This window comes from Tatumella sp. JGM94 (assembly GCF_018257595.1).
GTDB lineage: Bacteria > Pseudomonadota > Gammaproteobacteria > Enterobacterales > Enterobacteriaceae > Tatumella > Tatumella punctata.
This window is the reverse complement of record NZ_JAERJN010000001.1, coordinates 218,669-236,845: the sequence shown is the minus strand read 5'-3', so window position 1 is coordinate 236,845 and position 18,177 is coordinate 218,669. Positions and strand designations below refer to the sequence as shown.

The 18,177-nt window shown below is 50.4% G+C and carries 16 protein-coding genes; 6 read left to right on the top strand and 10 right to left on the bottom strand.

Going from position 1 to position 18,177, the window contains the following annotated elements:
- Positions 1 to 41 precede the first annotated feature (41 nt).
- The 5 genes from JK216_RS01120 to JK216_RS01100 form a co-directional block, all read right to left on the bottom strand.
- The gene (locus JK216_RS01120) at positions 42 to 1,232 is read right to left on the bottom strand and encodes a multidrug effflux MFS transporter (RefSeq protein ID WP_212711506.1); all 1,191 of its coding nucleotides are present in this window, start codon (positions 1,230 to 1,232) and stop codon (positions 42 to 44) included.
- Between the two features lie 126 nt (positions 1,233 to 1,358).
- Positions 1,359 to 3,086, bottom strand: a complete 1,728-nt coding sequence (locus JK216_RS01115) for a potassium/proton antiporter (protein WP_212711507.1) — start codon at positions 3,084 to 3,086, stop codon at positions 1,359 to 1,361.
- A gap of 192 nt (positions 3,087 to 3,278) precedes the next feature.
- Positions 3,279 to 3,377: a YoaK family small membrane protein gene (locus tag JK216_RS01110; protein ID WP_212708279.1), complete on the bottom strand. Its 99-nt coding sequence runs from the start codon at positions 3,375 to 3,377 to the stop codon at positions 3,279 to 3,281.
- A gap of 197 nt (positions 3,378 to 3,574) precedes the next feature.
- Positions 3,575 to 4,849 (bottom strand): YeaH/YhbH family protein, encoded by a 1,275-nt coding sequence (locus JK216_RS01105; RefSeq protein ID WP_212708280.1) that lies wholly within the window; start codon positions 4,847 to 4,849, stop codon positions 3,575 to 3,577.
- A gap of 88 nt (positions 4,850 to 4,937) precedes the next feature.
- On the bottom strand, positions 4,938 to 6,872 hold the full coding sequence (locus tag JK216_RS01100; RefSeq protein ID WP_212708281.1) for a PrkA family serine protein kinase: 1,935 nt from the start codon (positions 6,870 to 6,872) through the stop codon (positions 4,938 to 4,940).
- Positions 6,873 to 7,265: 393 nt separating this feature from the next.
- Between JK216_RS01100 and JK216_RS01095 the strand changes: the two genes are divergently transcribed.
- A complete protein-coding gene (locus tag JK216_RS01095) occupies positions 7,266 to 8,015 on the top strand; it encodes a TonB-dependent receptor (RefSeq protein ID WP_249213060.1) in 750 nt (249 codons plus the stop codon).
- A 62-nt stretch (positions 8,016 to 8,077) separates the two neighbouring features.
- Here JK216_RS01095 and JK216_RS01090 read toward each other — a convergent pair whose 3' ends face one another.
- Both JK216_RS01090 and gapA read right to left on the bottom strand, forming a co-directional pair.
- Positions 8,078 to 8,947, bottom strand: a complete 870-nt coding sequence (locus tag JK216_RS01090; protein WP_212708282.1) for a D-hexose-6-phosphate mutarotase — start codon at positions 8,945 to 8,947, stop codon at positions 8,078 to 8,080.
- An 88-nt stretch (positions 8,948 to 9,035) separates the two neighbouring features.
- The gene (gene gapA, locus JK216_RS01085; RefSeq protein WP_212708283.1) at positions 9,036 to 10,034 is read right to left on the bottom strand and encodes a glyceraldehyde-3-phosphate dehydrogenase; all 999 of its coding nucleotides are present in this window, start codon (positions 10,032 to 10,034) and stop codon (positions 9,036 to 9,038) included.
- Positions 10,035 to 10,354: 320 nt separating this feature from the next.
- On the opposite strand from gapA, the gene msrB reads away from it, so the two are divergent.
- Together msrB and JK216_RS01075 are read left to right on the top strand one after the other, a co-directional pair.
- The gene (msrB, locus tag JK216_RS01080; protein ID WP_212710223.1) at positions 10,355 to 10,765 is read left to right on the top strand and encodes a peptide-methionine (R)-S-oxide reductase MsrB; all 411 of its coding nucleotides are present in this window, start codon (positions 10,355 to 10,357) and stop codon (positions 10,763 to 10,765) included.
- A gap of 3 nt (positions 10,766 to 10,768) precedes the next feature.
- Positions 10,769 to 11,050 carry a DUF1315 family protein gene (locus JK216_RS01075; RefSeq protein ID WP_212708285.1) on the top strand — a complete coding sequence of 94 codons (282 nt, stop codon included), beginning with the start codon at positions 10,769 to 10,771 and terminating at the stop codon, positions 11,048 to 11,050.
- A gap of 39 nt (positions 11,051 to 11,089) precedes the next feature.
- Here JK216_RS01075 and ansA read toward each other — a convergent pair whose 3' ends face one another.
- Both ansA and sppA read right to left on the bottom strand, forming a co-directional pair.
- On the bottom strand, positions 11,090 to 12,103 hold the full coding sequence (gene ansA / locus JK216_RS01070; protein WP_212708286.1) for an asparaginase: 1,014 nt from the start codon (positions 12,101 to 12,103) through the stop codon (positions 11,090 to 11,092).
- A gap of 103 nt (positions 12,104 to 12,206) precedes the next feature.
- The gene (gene sppA, locus JK216_RS01065; protein WP_212708287.1) at positions 12,207 to 14,072 is read right to left on the bottom strand and encodes a signal peptide peptidase SppA; all 1,866 of its coding nucleotides are present in this window, start codon (positions 14,070 to 14,072) and stop codon (positions 12,207 to 12,209) included.
- Positions 14,073 to 14,244: 172 nt separating this feature from the next.
- Here sppA and JK216_RS01060 point away from each other — a divergent pair, with 172 nt between their 5' ends.
- The 3 genes from JK216_RS01060 (at position 14,245) to JK216_RS01050 (ending at position 17,202) form a co-directional block, all read left to right on the top strand.
- Positions 14,245 to 14,793 carry an NAD(P)H nitroreductase gene (locus JK216_RS01060; RefSeq protein ID WP_212711508.1) on the top strand — a complete coding sequence of 183 codons (549 nt, stop codon included), beginning with the start codon at positions 14,245 to 14,247 and terminating at the stop codon, positions 14,791 to 14,793.
- Between the two features lie 181 nt (positions 14,794 to 14,974).
- Positions 14,975 to 16,888: a DNA topoisomerase III gene (locus JK216_RS01055; protein ID WP_212711509.1), complete on the top strand. Its 1,914-nt coding sequence runs from the start codon at positions 14,975 to 14,977 to the stop codon at positions 16,886 to 16,888.
- The gene (locus tag JK216_RS01050) at positions 16,888 to 17,202 is read left to right on the top strand and encodes a DUF1496 domain-containing protein (protein WP_212707870.1); all 315 of its coding nucleotides are present in this window, start codon (positions 16,888 to 16,890) and stop codon (positions 17,200 to 17,202) included. Before JK216_RS01055 ends, JK216_RS01050 begins: the two co-directional genes overlap by 1 nt.
- Before the next feature lie 3 nt (positions 17,203 to 17,205).
- On the opposite strand, the gene xthA is transcribed toward JK216_RS01050, so the two are convergent.
- The gene (gene xthA / locus JK216_RS01045) at positions 17,206 to 18,012 is read right to left on the bottom strand and encodes an exodeoxyribonuclease III (RefSeq protein ID WP_212711510.1); all 807 of its coding nucleotides are present in this window, start codon (positions 18,010 to 18,012) and stop codon (positions 17,206 to 17,208) included.
- Positions 18,013 to 18,177 lie beyond the last annotated feature (165 nt).

Below are 18,177 nucleotides of genomic sequence, written 5' to 3'. Positions count from 1 at the left end.
GCGGTCACTGTCTCAGCCGGAAACCGGCTGAGACAGTGATACTACAGTTCCCGGAGCGTTCCTTTTACCCGGTGACTGCAATACCAGGCAATGATCGCCAGAACTGAGCCCGCCAGCATCATTGCCGTCAGCGCCTGTTGCGGGCTCAGTGGCAAGGCCAGAACCCAGAGGCTGCCGCCGGCACCGCCCGCCATCTGAATAAATCCCTGTAATGCGGAGGCCATACCGGCCTGCTGCTGGTAAGGTTCCAGTGCATAACTGGTAGCCGGGCCGATGATAAATGCCAGCCCTGCCACTGCTACCGCCACCGGTAACATATAACTCAGCCAGTACTGACGGGCAGCTTCATTGAAAAACAGTATTTCCCCGCTTAACATCCCTGCAGCAAACAGCATGCACAGGCTGCCAAACAGCAGACAGAAAGGCCGGCCGGCTTTGCGGATAACAAAACTGACCACGCTGCTGACCAGCATAATCCACAGGCCGTTAGCGCCAAAGGCTAAGGCGAAGGTAAAAGGGGATAAACCGCCTTTTTCCATCAGCACATCCGGCGCCAGAGAAACATAGGTCAGGACCATGCCCAGAGCCCCGGCATTCGCCAGCGAGAAACAGATAAACCGCGGGTTTGACAGTATGGCGGCATATTGTTTCAGTGGGAAAAAGGGGACTTTCAGAGTATTGTGCGGACGGGTTTCCGGCAAATACAGGAAGATAATCACGCCAGTCAGCAGGCCATAAAACATCAGAAATCCGAAGGGTGCACGCCACCCCCAGAATTCGGCCAGTGTCCCCCCCAGCAGGGGAGCCAGTGCCGGGACAATATTTAATGCGCCGTTAAGAAAACCGAAGGTTCTGGCTGCTTGATCTCCGCTAAGCCGGTCACGAACGCCGCTGAATGCCACTACGGCAGTACAACAGACAGCACATCCCTGGATAATTCTGGCAGTTAAAAATAACGGCCAGTGGCAAGCAAGGGCCGCCATCAGACTGCCGGCGATATACAGAGTCAGACCGGCTATTGCCACGGGTTTACGGCCAAAATTATCCACCAGCGGACCGGTAACCAGCTGGCCCAGCCCCATCACCAGCAGAAAAAGCGGGATAGTCGATTGTATATTGCTGACCGGGGTATCCAGTCCGGCAGCCACCTGTGGCAGCGTGGGAAGATACAGGTCAATACCCAGCGGGGCCAGTAAAACCAGACTCAGCAGTAACAGCGTATATTTATTCATAAATTATGCAGGTGACCCGAAGAAAAGCGCACAAGACTACCGTTTTTCCACGGTAGCCGGAAGTGCTAAATAAGGTTTTTTAACGGGCAAACGTTTACCCGCTGTATGATTCTGAGCGGTGACCGCTTACGACGGATTTTCCATCATTCTGACACCTACTTTGACAATCCGGTTATCTTCTTTTTCGGCAATTGTCCAAATCACATTAAGCCATTCGAGCTGGTCGCCAACCACCGGGATCCCCCCCAGTTGCTGAGCGATTATTTTTGCCACCGGCTGATGTGGCTGAATATCCTGATCCAGTTCGAGACCGTAAACCTGAGCAATATCGAACAGATCAGTACCGGCATCGAGAATAAAATCACCAAAGAAGCGTTGTTCAAGGGCAACCGGCGGACTCTCACTGAACATTTTGCCCAGTGCCGGTAAGTCTTTTTCACGACCGATGACACACAGAATATCACCCTCTTTCAGACGCGTGGATCCGGAAGGATGCATCAGTAAATTATCGCGAAACAGGGCCGCGATCCGGGTCTCTTCCGGCATGTCAAGCTCCCGCAGGGCGGCACCAATGCACCATTTATCGGCACTGAGCTGGTAAACGAACTCTTCCCACGGGCTGTCGGGGTGAATATCCAGCCCGATACGCTGGATAGGCTCTGCGGCCGGCGGGACAACCACTTTCGCCATCTTTGCGGCCCGGCTGAGTGAGGTTCCCTGTAGCATTAAGGACACCAGCACCACAAAAAAGGCGATATTAAAATAGAGTTTGGCATTATCCAGCCCGGCCATCATCGGAAACACCGCGAGAATAATCGGCACCGCGCCGCGTAATCCGACCCAGCTGATAAAAAACCGTTCGCGCAGGGTAAAGTTTTTGAACGGCAGTAAACCGGCAAATACCGACAACGGACGGGCAATAAAAATCAGCCACAATGACAGTAACATTGCCGGAACAGCGATATGCCATAAATCCGTAGGAACCACCAGTAACCCGAGAACGATAAACATGCCGATCTGGCTTAACCAGGCCATACCATCGAAAGTCTGCAGTATGCCGTGGCGGTTACGTACCGGCCGGTTACCCAGCCAGCAGCCACACAGATAAACCGCCAGGATACCGCTGCCTTCCATCAGGGTGGTGAAGGCAAACACCAGAATACCGCCACTGACAGCCAGCAGGGGATATAAACCGGCTGGCAATGAAATCCGGTTAATTAATTGCTGGATAGCAACACCGCCACCAATCCCAAACACAATCCCGAGACCAAACTCCTGCACCAGATGCACCAGGAACATCATATCCAGTCCGCTTTGTCCTTTGTGGATCATTTCTATCAGGGTAATCGTCAGAAATACGGCCATCGGGTCATTGCTGCCGGACTCAATTTCCAGGGTAGAGCTGACCCTTTCATTCAGCCCTTTACCGCCCAGCAGGGAAAACACGGCAGCTGCATCGGTAGAACCGATAATGGCACCAATCAGAAATCCCTGCATCAGGTCGAGATTAAATAACCAGGCTGCCATCAGGCCGGTCAGACCGGCAGTCACTAACACGCCGATGGTCGCCAGCGATAACGACGGCCAGAGGGCAACTTTAAACGCACTGGCTTTAGTACGCATCCCTCCGTCCAGCAGTATCACTGCCAGAGCCAGGTTTGAGATCAGGTAAGCGGCCGGGTAATTATCGAAAGCGATGCCGCCGATACCGTCCTCCCCGGCCAGCATGCCAAGCACCAGGAAGATCACTAAGATAGGGATCCCCAGCCGTGAAGAAAATGCGCTGAGGATAATACTTGACGCTACCAGCACCGAGCCAATAACAAAAAGACTATAAATCATGCTGGTTTCCAAATGACAGCTCCCTGAATATCGATGATTTATGAACAGAACCGGGATACCGGAGGCAGCGTTTGCAGCATAACCGCCAGTTCCATTGTTACCGAAGTTATACAACGGCGATAAAACAACACCATAATGCAGATGGTATAACAGGGGATAACCGGTCCGGGCGCGCGCCCTTCACCCTGGCTGGCCCGGAAGTGTTTACTGGCCTGGCATCCATGCACCACTGGCGATAAACCAAATCAGTAATGCCACACCGGCAACAATAATAGCGATAGGAAACAGGTAACCAGTCTTCATGTTTTACACCTTTACGGATAAAGCGCGGCACTCAGCAGAAAAGGATTAACAGCCTGTAAATACCGGTACCAGGTACAGGATCAGCCGGTGATACTTGCCGGGTGATAAGTATACCGGTTGCCGGCACTGAATTGAATCATTGATTAGCAGGACTGTTATTGCTGTAAAAATACCGGCCACCGTCAGTGGCCATCAGATCAGTTACCGGTTGTCTGGCGGCGGAATAATTCACGAAATACCGGATAGATATCTTCAGGTTCGCGGACCGGCTGGATAGCAATATTATCAAACTGATGCTGTAGCTGTTCATATTCCCGCCACAGAGTCTGATGAGCACGGCGGGTGATTTCTATATAACTGTAATAACGGACTACCGGCAGCAGCTGACTGGCCAGTAGCTGGTAGCACAACGGCGAATCATCGGCCCAGTTATCACCGTCAGAAGCCTGTGCGGCATAAATATTCCATTGTAACGGGTCGTAGCGTTGTTTAATCACCTGGTCCATCAGTTTCAGGGCACTGGAGACAATGGTTCCCCCGGTCTCCTGAGAGTAAAAAAATTCCTGTTCGTCGACTTCTTTAGCCTGCGTATGGTGCCGGATATAGACTACTTCGACATTTTTATAACGGCGGCTAAGAAATAAATACAGCAGAATATAAAACCGTTTTGCCATATCCCTGGTCGGCTGATCCATCGAACCTGAAACATCCATCAGGCAGAACATGACAGCCTGGCTGGAAGGTTCGGGATGTTTTTCAACATTTTTATAGCGCAGGTCGAAAGTATCAATAAAAGGCACTCTGTCTATCGCCGCTTTCAGGCTGGCAATTTCAGCGGATAATCGCTGCTCTTCCATCAGCTGAACCGGGTCCTGATCGCGGATGGCTTGCAGTGACTGTTCCAGCTCCCGGAGCTGACGGCGTTTAGCCGCAGTCATGGCGGTACGGCGGGCGAGTGAATTTTGTAACGAACGAACCACACTGATATTCGAAGCAACGCCGTGAGCAGTATAGCCGGCACGCTGTACTTTGTATTCAGTGAGCCGGTGATGGTCATTTTTCTGTAAATCCGGCAGCTCCAAATCATCAAACAACAGATCCAGATATTCGTCTTTAGACAGGGTAAAGCTGAATGAATCTTCGCCTTCACCTTGCGGGCTGGCATCCCCCTGAGCACTGCCATTTCCCGCACCGCCTGACTGACGTTCGATACGGTCGCGGGTGATAAACTGATCATTTCCGGGATACACCCGCACCCGGTTGCCACCGGCCCCCTGATGAAATACCGGTTCAAGGATATCAGCGACCGGAATCGACACAGACTCAGCGCTTTCTGTATCAGTGACAGAACGTTTCTTGATGGCTTCTGAAAGCGACTTCTTAATTTGTGATTTATAACGACGTAAAAAGCGCTGCCGGTTGACCGCACTTTTATTTTTGCCGTTGAGTCGCCGATCGATAAAATAGGACATAGCATACCCCCGGGCATATTCTGTGAAACGGGCCAGCTTACGACAGCCCGCTAACGGAAGACCCTCAGATCCTCCGTTAGCTTAGTAGTTAAGAAGATTTGCGTACCCGCAGATACCATTCACACAGCAGACGTACCTGTTTGCGGGTATAACCTTTTTCCATCATCCGGTCGATAAAATCATCATGCTTTTTCTGTTCATCGGTAGAAGTTTTGGTATTAAACGAGATCACCGGTAACAGTTCTTCCGTATTGGAAAACATTTTCTTCTCTATCACCGTCCTGAGCTTTTCATAACTGGTCCAGTTCGGATTACTGCCGCCATTCTGTGCTCTGGCCCGTAAGACGAAGTTAACTATTTCGTTGCGAAAATCCTTAGGATTGCTGATCCCGGCGGGTTTCTCAATTTTTTCCAGTTCAGTATTCAGTGACTCACGGTCGAACAGTTGTCCGGTATCCGGGTCGCGGTACTCCTGATCCTGGATCCAGAAATCAGCATAAGTCACATAGCGGTCAAAAATATTCTGTCCATATTCGGAGTAAGACTCCAGATAGGCTGTTTGTATCTCTTTACCGATAAACTCAGCATATTTCGGGATCAGATAGCCTTTGATACATTCCAGATAGTTTCCGGCTTGTTGCTCAGGGAATTGTTCCCGTTCAATCTGCTGTTCCAGGACATAAAACAGATGAACCGGATTGGCAGCCACTTCCGTATGATCAAAGTTAAAAACCCGTGACAATATTTTAAAAGCAAAACGGGTAGATAAGCCGTTCATACCTTCATCGACACCGGCATAATCGTGATATTCCTGCCAGGATTTTGCTTTCGGGTCTGTATCTTTCAGGGTTTCGCCATCATAGACCCGCATTTTTGAGTAAATACTCGAATTTTCAGGAGACTTCAGCCGCGAAAGGATAATAAAACGCGCCAGGGTTTCCAGGGTGCCGGGTGCACAAGGGGCATTGTCCAGCTCACTGTTACTCAGCAGTTTCTGATAAATCTTGATTTCTTCTGATACCCGCAGGCAGTAAGGAACTTTGACAATATAAACACGGTCAAGGAAGGCTTCGTTGTTTTTGTTATTACGGAACCGGACCCATTCGGATTCATTAGAGTGGGCCAGAATAATACCATTAAACGGCAGGGCAGAGATGCCCTCGGTACCATTATAGTTACCTTCCTGGGTCGCGGTGAGTAACGGATGAAGCACCTTGATTGGCGCTTTAAACATTTCGACAAACTCCATGATCCCCTGGTTAGCACGACATAGGGCTCCGGAATAACTGTAAGCATCCGGGTCATTTTGTGCAAAGTGTTCCAGTTTTCTGATATCGACTTTACCCACCAGTGCCGAAATATCCTGATTATTCTCATCGCCCGGTTCAGTTTTTGCGATAGCCAGCTGATGCAGCACTGACGGCCAGACCTTAACCACCTGGAAACGGGTAATGTCGCCGCCGAATTCATGCAGACGTTTCGCTGCCCAGGGCGACATAATCGTGCCAGTGTAACGCCGCGGGATAGCATATTCTTTCTCCAGCAGTCCGGCATCTTCCTGAGGACTGAACAGACAAAGAGGATGGTCATTGACCGGACTATGCTCCCCGTTGGCACTCAGCACATAGATGGGGACCCGCTGAATAAGGGCTTTCAGCCGTTCAGCCAGCGAGGATTTACCTCCCCCGACCGGCCCCAGCAGATAAAGGATCTGTTTCTTCTCTTCGAGGCCCTGAGCGGCGTGCTTCAGATAAGCAACGATTTGTTCTATCGCGTCTTCCATCCCGTAAAATTCTTCAAAGGCAGGATAGCGTGACACAATCCGGTTAGAGAAAATCCGCGATAACCTCGGATCCTGAGCCGTGTCTACCATCACCGGTTTTCCGATAGCGGTCAGTAACCGTTCGGCGGCATTCGCATAGGCACTGCGGTCCTGTTTACAGAGTGAAAGAAATTCCTGCAATGTGAACGCTTCGTCTTTGGCCGCTTCGTAACGCTGGCGATAATGATCGAATATATTCATAGGGATGCCCGTCCTTTCAGTGTTAGCACAGGTAGAGGAGCGTGTTCCTGCAGGATCTGCCCCCGGAGATACGGCCCGGTGATCAGTCATTTCCCCCTGACCGGAGGCACAAAAATATAAGGGACGGAAAACAGTCACTGTTTACCGGGCCGTATCATTTAACTGTAGTAATTATCTGGCAATTTTCCTCTGTTTATCAGATGCGGCGTAACCCTTATGATTAACGGAGGAGTTATAAGTGCGGGCTTTCCGGCTAAGTTGCGGTTTGCTGCCGCCCGGCGGACAGGGAAATAATGTAAAATAAAATGTGATCAATCTGTGCTCAGGTGATTCTAGTCAGCATCCTGTAAGGATAAACTGCGCCAGTTAATATAATTACAGGACTTTGTTATTTTGAAAAAATCACTTTTTTGCGTAAGCACCCTGATAGGGGCGTGCTTTTCTGGTCAGGTATTGGCGGAAAATACGCCGTTAACCTTAGGCGCGTCGGTACTCTTTATGCAATCGCCATATCACGGCGATAAAAATAAATATTACCCGCTGCCGCTGGTGGATTATCAGGGTGAGCACTTTTTTATTTCCGGCTGGCAGGCGGGTTATAATCTGTGGAAAGATGATCAGGACCAGTTCTCCCTGATTATTACGACCTCCGGGGAAGAGTTCAAACCGGGTAAAAATGACTACAGTGACATGAAGCGGCTGGATAAACGTCATATGACTCTGATGGGCGGTGGGATGTGGCAGCACACTGCCGACTGGGGGGTTCTGAAAACGTCACTGACAGGCGATGTACTCGACGAAAGCAACGGGCTGATCTGGAATACTAACTGGCATTATCCGTTAATGATTGGCGGGTTTGCCGTCAACCCGGGGGCGGGGGTCAGCTGGAATAGTGCTCATCAGACAGATTATTACTACGGCGTTTCTTCTGCTGAATCGGCCAGATCCGGGATCTCGCGCTATCATACGGGGGACAGCTGGAATCCGTATGCCGAAGTCAGCGCTATTTATCCATTAACCGAACGCTGGCAACTGGGATTCGGCGGTCGTTATCAGTGGTTTGATAGCGCCATTAAAGACAGCCCGATGGTGGCAAAATCCGGCCAGTTAATGGTGTGGAGTGGTGTCAGTTACACTTTCTGAGTGATCAGATAAAAACGGGACAATCAACACAGTCCCGTTTTTACTTGCGGTACGTTATAAGGTTATTTATTGACCCGAAAAGTGACGCCTAAACGGGCAGGGGCATCAGCTTTACTGACCATCGGGACCGAAATCCGCGCGGTTTCCACACACACCATGGTTTTATAACCATCATTCGCCATATCATCCATACTGCAGGACAATTCAGGCCCCGGATTCCATGTGACAACGTCACTTTTATTGTGGTGGCAGATGCCCAGCTGACGTTCGCCGCGGCTATCTGTAATGACATTACAGTCATCAGCTGCGGTAAAAATGCGATCGACACGTGCCGGATAAGTTTGCGGTGACGTCAGCTCACCTTGTGTATTGCCGGTCACTTTATCAGTAAATGGCTGCCCCAGACCGCTGACGGATACCCCGCTGATATCAGCGACCTGAAAGTAACTGTGCAGTGCCGCGGTGGACTGATAATCACCGTGAGCTTCCAGTTCAATTTCACACTGTCGGCCGAGCCTGAAACGGGCAATCAGGGAAAACTCATAAGGCCAGAGTTTCAGGGTCTGTGGTGAATGCTTCAGTTCGAAAGTTAACATAACACCCTGGTCATTTTCATCATGGGCCAGTAACGTCCAGGGCAGGTTGCGGGCAAAACCATGTGCCGGTGTACCGGCTGGCCCGAACCATGGCCAGCAGACGGGAACCCCGCCGCGCAGAGCTTTTCCTGTCTTAAAGGGCGTCTGACTGCTCAGCCAGATCACCGGTTTTTCACCTGAGGGCTGCCACGAGATCAGCTGGGCACCTTGTAAAGCAACCACTGCATGTACCAGAGGATGATTAACGACAATCAGTGGTAACTGATCTTTCTGACGCTGAGAAATATAAGGGGTTATCTGACGGATTACCGGCAGTTTATATAAAGTGTCCTGCATTTTCTCACCTCAAAAAATGATAGCCCTGATAATAGAAAAAAGGGCGACCGAAGTCGCCCATAGCTGTTTCTGTGTTAGCGGCAGCTGATTATTTAGCAGCAACCAGTGCAATCAGATCCAGTACTTTGTGAGAGTAACCGGTTTCGTTATCGTACCAGGAAACCAGTTTTACAAAGTTATCATTCAGAGCGATACCTGCTTTGGCATCGAATACGGAGGTGCAGACTTCGCCGTTAAAGTCGGTAGAGACTACGTCGTCTTCGGTATAGCCCAGAACACCCTTCATCGGGCCTTCGGAAGCGGCTTTGATAGCTGATTTGATCTGTTCGTAAGTGGCTGGTTTTTCCAGACGTACGGTCAGGTCAACGACAGAAACGTTTGGTGTTGGTACACGGAAAGCCATACCGGTCAGTTTACCGTTCAGTTCAGGCAGCACTTTACCGACAGCTTTAGCTGCACCGGTAGAAGAAGGGATGATGTTCTGAGAAGCACCACGGCCACCACGCCAGTCTTTATGAGACGGGCCATCAACCGTTTTCTGGGTAGCAGTCGTTGCATGAACGGTGGTCATCAGACCTTCGATGATACCAAAGTTATCGTTGATAACTTTTGCCAGAGGAGCCAGGCAGTTGGTAGTACAGGAGGCATTGGAAACGATATCCTGGCCGGCATATTTTTCAAAGTTAGCACCGCGTACAAACATCGGGGTGTTATCTTTAGAAGGGCCAGTCAGCACAACTTTTTTGGCACCCGCAGTAATGTGTTTACGTGCAGTCTCGTCGGTCAGGAAGATACCTGTCGCTTCGGCAACCACGTCAACACCTACTTCATCCCATTTCAGGTTTGCAGGATCTTTTTCGCTGGTTACGCGGATTTTTTTACCATTGACGATTAATGCACCCTCTTTTACTTCAACAGTACCGTCAAACCGGCCATGAGTGGAGTCATACTTCAGCATGTACGCCATGTAATCCGCGTCGAGCAGGTCGTTGATTGCAACGATCTCGATATCTGAACGCTGTTGCGCAGCACGAAAAACAATGCGACCGATACGGCCAAAACCGTTAATACCTACTTTGATAGTCATATATTCCACCAGCTATTGGTTATTGAATAAAAGGTTGGCTGTAAAATTACAAAAACCGCTGCAGGCGTCAAGCTTAATCGTGTCAATTGTTGTGGCAGATCAATCATCGGACGCCCTTTGCACACCGAAAAATGATTAGTTTACCTTATCAGAACGCGCTGCAGAGCCTGTCCGCGGCGGGGCGAAAAAAAAGGTATAGCTCACAGTTTCAGGTGATACTGCCGGGGTTAGCGGCATCAGCACAAATTGCCAGCCCCATTTTGTTACCTGTTTGTTATAGTAGTCGATAGTTGTGTTTGTTTACAGTCAATGGATGTCCAATGTCGTCAGAAAATAAAAACCATGGCTCACAGCCTGCGCTTACCGAAATGCAGCACTATGTTACACAGCAACGCGGTACGGAACCGCCGTTCAGCGGGGCTTTGTTGCATAACAAGCAACAGGGGATTTATCATTGCCTGGTCTGTAATGTGCCGCTTTTTTACTCGGACAGTAAATACGACTCAGGATGCGGCTGGCCAAGCTTTTATCAGCCGGTGAATAATCAGGCCATTCGTTACCTGGAAGATATTTCTCATGGTATGCAGCGCATTGAGATCCGCTGTGCTCACTGTGATGCTCATCTGGGACATGTTTTCCCGGACGGACCGCAGCCAACCGGTGAGCGTTACTGCGTCAATTCGGCGTCACTGAATTTTACTGATCCACAAGGCAAAGTTACTTCGGGATAACTGATGAATAAAACACTTGAAACCTTACTGGCAGGCATGACACCGGACGTTTATCAGCGGCTGGTGACCGCGACTGAAACCGGAAAGTGGCCTGATGGCGTCGCGCTGACACCGCAACAGCGTGAGCACAGTCTGCAGCTGGTTATGTTATGGCAGGCTCAGCACAATGATAATCCGGCACATATGTCGATTGGCAAAGGCGGAGAGATGGTGATCAAAACTAAACAACAGCTCAAACAGGCGTTTGGTATTGACGAGAGCAGGGTCAGACTGACCCTGAACTGAAAATATCACGGATCTGCCGGCAGGCAGATCCGTACTGCCTCAGTCGGGAGTTAATTCGCCCCGCAGATTACACTGCATTAGCTGACGAATCTCTTGCGGCGAATAACCGGCGGAAAGCAGATAATGGAGTTTGGTTAAGGTTGCTTCCACCGTCAGATCAAAACCACTGATAACCCCTGCATTTTCCAGCGCATTACCGGTCGCATAGCCCCCCATATTCACTTTGCCGGAAAGGCATTGTGTCAGATTGACAACCACAATTCCGCGTTGTGAAGCCTGTTGCAGTTCGGCCAGAAACTCCGGGTTCTGTGGTGCGTTGCCGACTCCGTAAGAGCGCAGGATCAGTGCTTTCACCGGCTGACGTAAAAAGTTACGCACGACATCGGCCGAAATACCGGGATACAGGGTCACGACACCAACCGGCTGAGGTTCGATGGGATGCACCTTCAGAGGCCCGCTGCTGGCCGGTGCCGGGGGAGTGTGTAAACGACGAATATGAATACCGGCTTCCAGCAACGGTGTCAGATTAGGGGAGGCGAAAGCATTAAAGCCATCGGCATGGGCTTTGGTAGTACGGTTACCGCGATAAAGCGTATTATTGAAAAATAACGACACTTCATTAATCGGGTAATTCGCGGCCACAAATAGCGAGTTCAGCAGGTTTTGCTGACCATCTGAACGCAGTTCTGCCAGGGGAATTTGTGATCCGGTGACAATAACCGGCTTGCTGAGGTTTTCCAGCATAAATGACAACGCCGATGCGGTGAATGCCATGGTATCTGTACCATGCAATATCACAAAACCGTCATACAGGTCGTAGTTTTGCTGTATATCATCGGCAATCACCTGCCAGTCACGCGGTGTCATATCCGACGAGTCCATTAATGGCTGATATTCATGAATAGTAAATTCAGGCATTTCAGGACGATGGAACTCAGGCATGGTCAGCAATTGTTGTTGCAGATGACCAGAGACCGGCACATAACCATGAACGGAACGCTGCATACCGATGGTTCCGCCGGTATAGGCGACATAAATATTTTTTCTCTGCATGAAAACTCAGTGTCAGTAGTAATAAAACAGAAGACAGGATGGCGGCAGTATAAAAGTAATTGTCATGAAAAACAGCCTGAACAGGGTTCAGGCTGCATATTTTTTAATTCAATACGCCACAGTTAAGGCAATAAGCATAACGATTCTGCGGATCAACGGTCTGGCCAGTGACTCCCGGTTGCTTACTGATATCGGTCATCACTTCTGCCAGCGGGGCCGGTAACAGGGCACGGACACTGACTGGCAGCGCCGCACTGACAGAGGCACTCATCTGATCCAGCACCTGGTCAAACAATGAAGGCTGTTGCTGATACCAGTCCAGGACCGGGGTTTTGATTTGTGCCAGCTCAGCGGCTTTTTTCACTGCATCATCAAAGTCACCTAACTGGTCCACCAGGCCATTTGCTTTAGCATCACTGCCGGTCCAGACATGGCCCTGGGCTATCTGGTTAACCTGTTCGGTGGTTTTATGCCGCGATGCAGCGACCAGATTCAGGAAGTTGCTGTATCCGTTTTCGATACTGATTTGCATCATTTGCTCAACCTGTTGCGGCAGGGCTTTGGTCATTGAAACATCAGCCAGTGGCGACGTGGCGACGCCATCCGTATGCACGCCAATCGTACTCAGGGTGTTTTCGATGGTATTAATTACCCCGAAAATACCGATAGAGCCGGTAAGGGTGGTCGGGCTGGCAATAATGTAACTGGCGGGCGTTGAAATCCAGTATCCGCCGGAAGCGGCCAGACCGCCCATGGAAACAACGACCGGTTTCCCTGCCTGTTTTGCGGCCATCAGTTCTTCGCGAATAGCCTCAGAAGCAGTGACACTGCCTCCCGGGCTGTTAACCCGCAGGATAATCGCTTTGACTGCTTTATTTAACCGCGCAGCACGGATTTGCGCGACGGTTGTTTCACTGCCGACATTACCGGACGAAGATTCGCCGTCAACAATTGCCCCGTTAGCAACAATGACCGCAATATTTCCTTGCTGGCTGCTGTGGGGATCGTTGACCGGATAATTGTAGATACTGACACTGCGATAGTCATTTTCCTGAGGATCCCAGCCGAACTTTTTGATCAGTTGCTGATCCACCGCGGATCGGGTCTGCAATTCATCCACCAGCTTACTTTTCAGGGCATAGGTGGCGGTATTGCCGCCGTCTGCTTTCAGAGCGGCAATCAGATTATCTGCCCCGGGGAACACCTGCTGAGGTGTCAGTTTCCGGTTAGCAGCCACCGTCGCCAGGTAGCTGTCCCATAACTGGTTTATCCAGCGGCTGTCGGCATCTCTGGCGGCCGGTGACATATTGTCACGCAGGAAGGGTTCGACGGCTGATTTGTAAGTCCCGACACGGAACACATGTGAAGAGACTTTCAGAGTATCCAGCAGGGTTTTGAAATACAGATTGTTGGTCGCCATACCATGAATATCAATCGCACCCTGAGGCGACAGGTAGACAGTACTGGCAAAACTGGCCAGGTAGTATTGCGCCTGACTGTAATTATCGCCATACGCATAAACCGGTTTACCGCTGTCGCGGAATTCCTGTAAAGCTTTACCGATATAACGCAGGGAAGGCTGATCGCCGCCGGCAAAGTTACGCAGGTCCAGTACGATGCCGGTAATTTTATCATCGGTTTTCGCCTGACGGATCGCATCGACAATATCAAACAATGAATTCTGCTGCAGGGTTTCACTGCGGCTACCGATAAGCTCGCGGCCTATTTTACCCAGACGGTTATTGGCCGAAGGCTGATCGACAATAGTTCCGTCGATATCAAGCTTTAATGCACCGCCGGTCAGGGTTTTCGCTGAAGAAGATGAGCCACCGCTGACCTGCATCCAGATGCCGACACCTGCCACAATCAGTACCAGCAGGAACAGGTTAAGAATGAACTCCCTGATAAAATTCAATACCCGCCAGCCGGCCGATAGCAGCCTGACGATGAATCGCCCCAATGTGCGCATAATTTCTCCATTAATAGGTCAGCAGGCAGAAAGCCGGCCTGAGTTTTGATCATTCAGGCATCATCCTAAAGAGCAGCGCCTGAAATGTCAGCAGGAAATCACGACAGACTGTTACAAAAGACGTTGTTATGCCAGACTTAGCCATATCACTGCTTTTTATTACGGGAAATATATGGACGCTCTGGAACTCTTATTACAGCGCCGCTCTGCGGCCAGACTGGCTGAACCAGCACCACAAGGGGAAGCGTTAGACACTATTTTACAGGCAGGCCTACGTGCACCTGATCATGGCGGGCTTAAACCCTGGCGTTTTGTGCTGATAGAGCAGCAGGGACTGGAACGTTTCAGCCAGTTACTTTCTGCGGCCGCAGTACAGGACGGTCTGGATGATAAAGGGCAGGAAAAAGCCCGTAACGCACCTTTCCGTGCGCCGCTGATTATTACCGTTATTGCTCATTGTGAAGAACATCCTAAGGTGCCGCAGTGGGAGCAGGTTGTTTCTGCCGGATGTGCGGTGATGGCGATGCAAATGGCTGCTCAGGCTCAGGGTTTTAACGGAATCTGGCGCAGCGGCGCATGGACCGAACACCAGATCGTCAGGGACGGATTCGGTTGTCGTCCGCAGGATCAGATTGTCGGTTTTCTCTACCTCGGAACACCGAAATTAAAAGCCCCTCCGGTCGCGCCGGAAGATACTGGCGCTTTTGTCAGTTATTTCTGACAGTGTTATCTCCCTGAATCTGGCATTATCCTGATTCAGCCAGTCAGTGGCTGAGTCAGGACGTGATTTTATCACGGAGCATCACTCAGAAGAGTATTCTGCCGGGCGATACCTGCTGCTTCCCCGGTGTGAAAAAAGTAGCTTTACAGATACCCGGATTAACAAAGGAAGATCACGGTTAATGCGTTTGTTTATTGCCGAAAAGCCCAGTCTTGCGCGGGCTATTGCTGATGTTTTACCTAAACCGCACCGTCGTGGTCAAGGGTTTATTGCCTGCGGGAATGATCAGACAGTCACCTGGTGCGTCGGTCATTTGCTGGAACAGGCGCAGCCGGAAAATTATGACCCCCGTTATGCCCGCTGGTCACTGGCTGATCTGCCAATTGTGCCGGACAAATGGCAACTCAGGCCCCGTCCTGAAGTCGCCAGACAACTGAGCGTTATTGAAGAACTGTTGCAGAAAGCCACCCGGGTTGTCCATGCCGGTGACCCGGATCGGGAAGGACAACTGCTGGTTGATGAAGTGCTCGATTATCTTAACCTCAGTAGCGAAAAAAAGAATGCAGTACAACGCTGCCTGATCAATGACCTCAATCCGCAGGCGGTTGAGCGTGCCATTGAGACATTACGCGACAACCGCGATTTTGTGCCGTTGTGTATCTCGGCGCTGGCCAGAGCCAGGGCTGACTGGCTGTACGGGATCAATATGACCCGTGCTTACACGCTATTTGGCAGGAACGCAGGCTATAATGGCGTATTGTCGGTCGGGCGGGTACAGACCCCGGTACTCGGGCTGGTCGTGCGTCGCGACGAAGAAATCGCTGACTTTGTGGCCAGAGATTTCTTCGAAGTCAGAGCCCATATTCTGGCCGAAAATGACCAGCGTTTTACCGCGTTATGGCAACCGAGTGACGCATGTGAATCCTGGCAGGATGAAGAAGGAAGGCTGCTGAACCGGTCACTGGCCGACCATGTCTGTAAACGTATTGCCGGTCAGCCGGCGAAGGTTACCGGTTATCAGGATAAACGCGAAACTGATATTGCACCGTTACCTTTTTCACTCTCCAGCCTGCAGATTGAAGCCGCAAAGCGCTTCGGGCTAAGTGCCCAGAGTGTACTGGACATATGCCAGCGTTTATACGAAACCCATAAACTGATTACTTATCCGCGCTCAGATTGCCGTTATCTGCCGGAGGAACATTTTGCCGGCAGACATGCGGTACTGGATGCAATTAACAGTCACTTACCACAGCAAGCCTTTCCCGAAGAACTGAATACGGACCTGCGTAACCGTTGCTGGGATAATAAAAAAGTGGATGCGCACCATGCCATTATTCCAACCGCCCGGCGTAGTCAAACCCGGTTAACTGATAATGAACTGAATATCTACGGACTGATTGTCCGCCAGTACCTGATGCAGTTCTGCCCGGAAGCTATTTATCGTAAATGTGTTATCGATCTGGAAATTGCCGGCGGTAAGTTTATCGCGAAAGCCCGCTTTCTGGCGGTTGCTGGCTGGCGCGTGTTGCTGGGGTCGAAAGAGCGTGATGAAGAAAATGACGGCACGCCGTTACCGGAAGTAAAAAAAGGGCAGCAATTGCTGTGTGAACAGGGGGAGGTGCTGGAGAAAAAAACCCAGCCTCCGCGCCATTTCACGGATGCCACCCTGTTATCAGCAATGACCGGTATCGCACGATTTGTCCAGGATAAAGCCCTAAAGAAAGTGCTCAGAGAGACCGATGGTTTAGGGACCGAAGCGACACGTGCGGGAATTATCGAATTGTTGTTTAAACGCGGTTTTCTGGAGAAAAAAGGACGTTATATCCATTCAACGGTGGTGGGGAAAGCATTGATCCATGCGTTACCACAGCCCGCGGCCAGCCCGGATATGACCGCCCAGTGGGAGTCGATGCTGACCCGTATCAGTGAAAAAAACTTCCGTTATCAGGATTTTATGCAACCGCTGGTCGGCACTCTGCAGACCCTGATTGGTGAAGCACGCCGTTCACCGCCGGTACAGGTATTAGGTCAATTGCCGGCAGTGCCGCGGAAAGCAACGCAGAAAAGGAAAAAGAAAACAGCCACGGAGAAGTAATGATGCGCAGGTTACTGTTGGTATTGTGCAGTATATTAAGTTTTCCGGTATTCAGTAGTCTGCATACCGGAGCCGGTGTCTCGGCCAGGGTCATGATTGATTCTGATAATTTACTGACCGGCAGGCCAGCCGATACTCTGAACCTGCAGGGAACTGATAACGTCTGTATATATAACAGCCAGCGTTATTCTGAAGGGGCGATACTGAAAAGCGGCACGCTGTTATTAACCTGCGTGCGCGACAAAAATATTATCGGTACGGCGCCACTGGTCTGGCAGCCGCTAAAGACATCGTCGTCTGCGGCTGCCCCGTGACAATCAGAGTTTAAATTCTGCCCAGACCGGGGCATGGTCTGATGGTTTTTCCATACTGCGGATATCGTAATCTATGCCGGTGGCAATACATTTTTCTGCCAGTGGCTGGCTGGCCAGTAACAGGTCAATACGCAGTCCGCGGTTGTCGTTAAAGCCTTTCGAACGGTAGTCGAACCAGGAAAAGCGATCGTCAACCTCCGGATTGGCTGCCCGCCAGGTATCAGTCAGTCCCCAGGACAGCAGTTTATCCATCCATTCACGCTCTTCCGGCAGGAAAGAGCATTTACCGGTTCGTAGCCAGCGTTTACGGTTATCTTCGCCAATGCCGATATCACGGTCGGTACAGCTGATATTCATATCACCCATAATCAATACCGGCTGTCCGGCAGTCAGTTGAGTTTCAAGATGCTGTTGCAGATCTTTGTAGAATTTATCTTTAGCCGGAAATTTCTGCGGATGCTCACGACTTTCCCCCTGCGGGAAGTAGCCGTTAATTACCGTAATGGTACCCATCGGGCTGGAGATCCCTGCCATGATAATACGCCGCTGAGCATCTTCATCATCCGTAAGAAAACCACGCTGCACGCTGACCGGCTCTGCTTTTGTCATCAGCGCTACGCCGTAATGGCCTTTCTGACCATGGAAGAAAACGTGATATCCCAGTTTTTGTACTTCTTCTAAAGGGAACATATCATCGTGAACTTTGGTCTCCTGTAATCCGATGACATCCGGCTGGAGTTTTTCGACCAGTGCGGCCAGCTGGTGAGGACGGGCCCGCAGACCGTTAATATTAAAAGAGACAAATTTCATGTTTTTACCACAGTCATAGAATTTAACCGCGATGGTAGCGATTTTTTTTCCCGATGTCACCGTAAGCGGATAAGGGAAGTCTCCGGCTCGAACCTTGTCGAAGGTTCTCGTCCTTCTCCGTGGAGAATATATCAGTATTATTGGAATATCTGGCTGAATCGCCAT

Bases quoted from the DNA above. Each gene is read 5' to 3' on its own strand.
- JK216_RS01120 (WP_212711506.1), bottom strand. From the start codon at position 1,232: ATGAATAAATATACGCTGTTACTGCTGAGTCTGGTTTTACTGGCCCCG.
- JK216_RS01110 (WP_212708279.1), bottom strand. From the start codon at position 3,377: ATGAAGACTGGTTACCTGTTTCCTATCGCTATTATTGTTGCCGGTGTG.
- JK216_RS01105 (WP_212708280.1), bottom strand. From the start codon at position 4,849: ATGTCCTATTTTATCGATCGGCGACTCAACGGCAAAAATAAAAGTGCG.
- JK216_RS01100 (WP_212708281.1), bottom strand. From the start codon at position 6,872: ATGAATATATTCGATCATTATCGCCAGCGTTACGAAGCGGCCAAAGAC.
- JK216_RS01090 (WP_212708282.1), bottom strand. From the start codon at position 8,947: ATGCAGGACACTTTATATAAACTGCCGGTAATCCGTCAGATAACCCCT.
- gapA (WP_212708283.1), bottom strand. From the start codon at position 10,034: ATGACTATCAAAGTAGGTATTAACGGTTTTGGCCGTATCGGTCGCATT.
- msrB (WP_212710223.1), top strand. From the start codon at position 10,355: ATGTCGTCAGAAAATAAAAACCATGGCTCACAGCCTGCGCTTACCGAA.
- JK216_RS01075 (WP_212708285.1), top strand. From the start codon at position 10,769: ATGAATAAAACACTTGAAACCTTACTGGCAGGCATGACACCGGACGTT.
- ansA (WP_212708286.1), bottom strand. From the start codon at position 12,103: ATGCAGAGAAAAAATATTTATGTCGCCTATACCGGCGGAACCATCGGT.
- sppA (WP_212708287.1), bottom strand. From the start codon at position 14,072: ATGCGCACATTGGGGCGATTCATCGTCAGGCTGCTATCGGCCGGCTGG.
- JK216_RS01060 (WP_212711508.1), top strand. From the start codon at position 14,245: ATGGACGCTCTGGAACTCTTATTACAGCGCCGCTCTGCGGCCAGACTG.
- JK216_RS01055 (WP_212711509.1), top strand. From the start codon at position 14,975: ATGCGTTTGTTTATTGCCGAAAAGCCCAGTCTTGCGCGGGCTATTGCT.
- JK216_RS01050 (WP_212707870.1), top strand. From the start codon at position 16,888: ATGATGCGCAGGTTACTGTTGGTATTGTGCAGTATATTAAGTTTTCCG.
- xthA (WP_212711510.1), bottom strand. From the start codon at position 18,012: ATGAAATTTGTCTCTTTTAATATTAACGGTCTGCGGGCCCGTCCTCAC.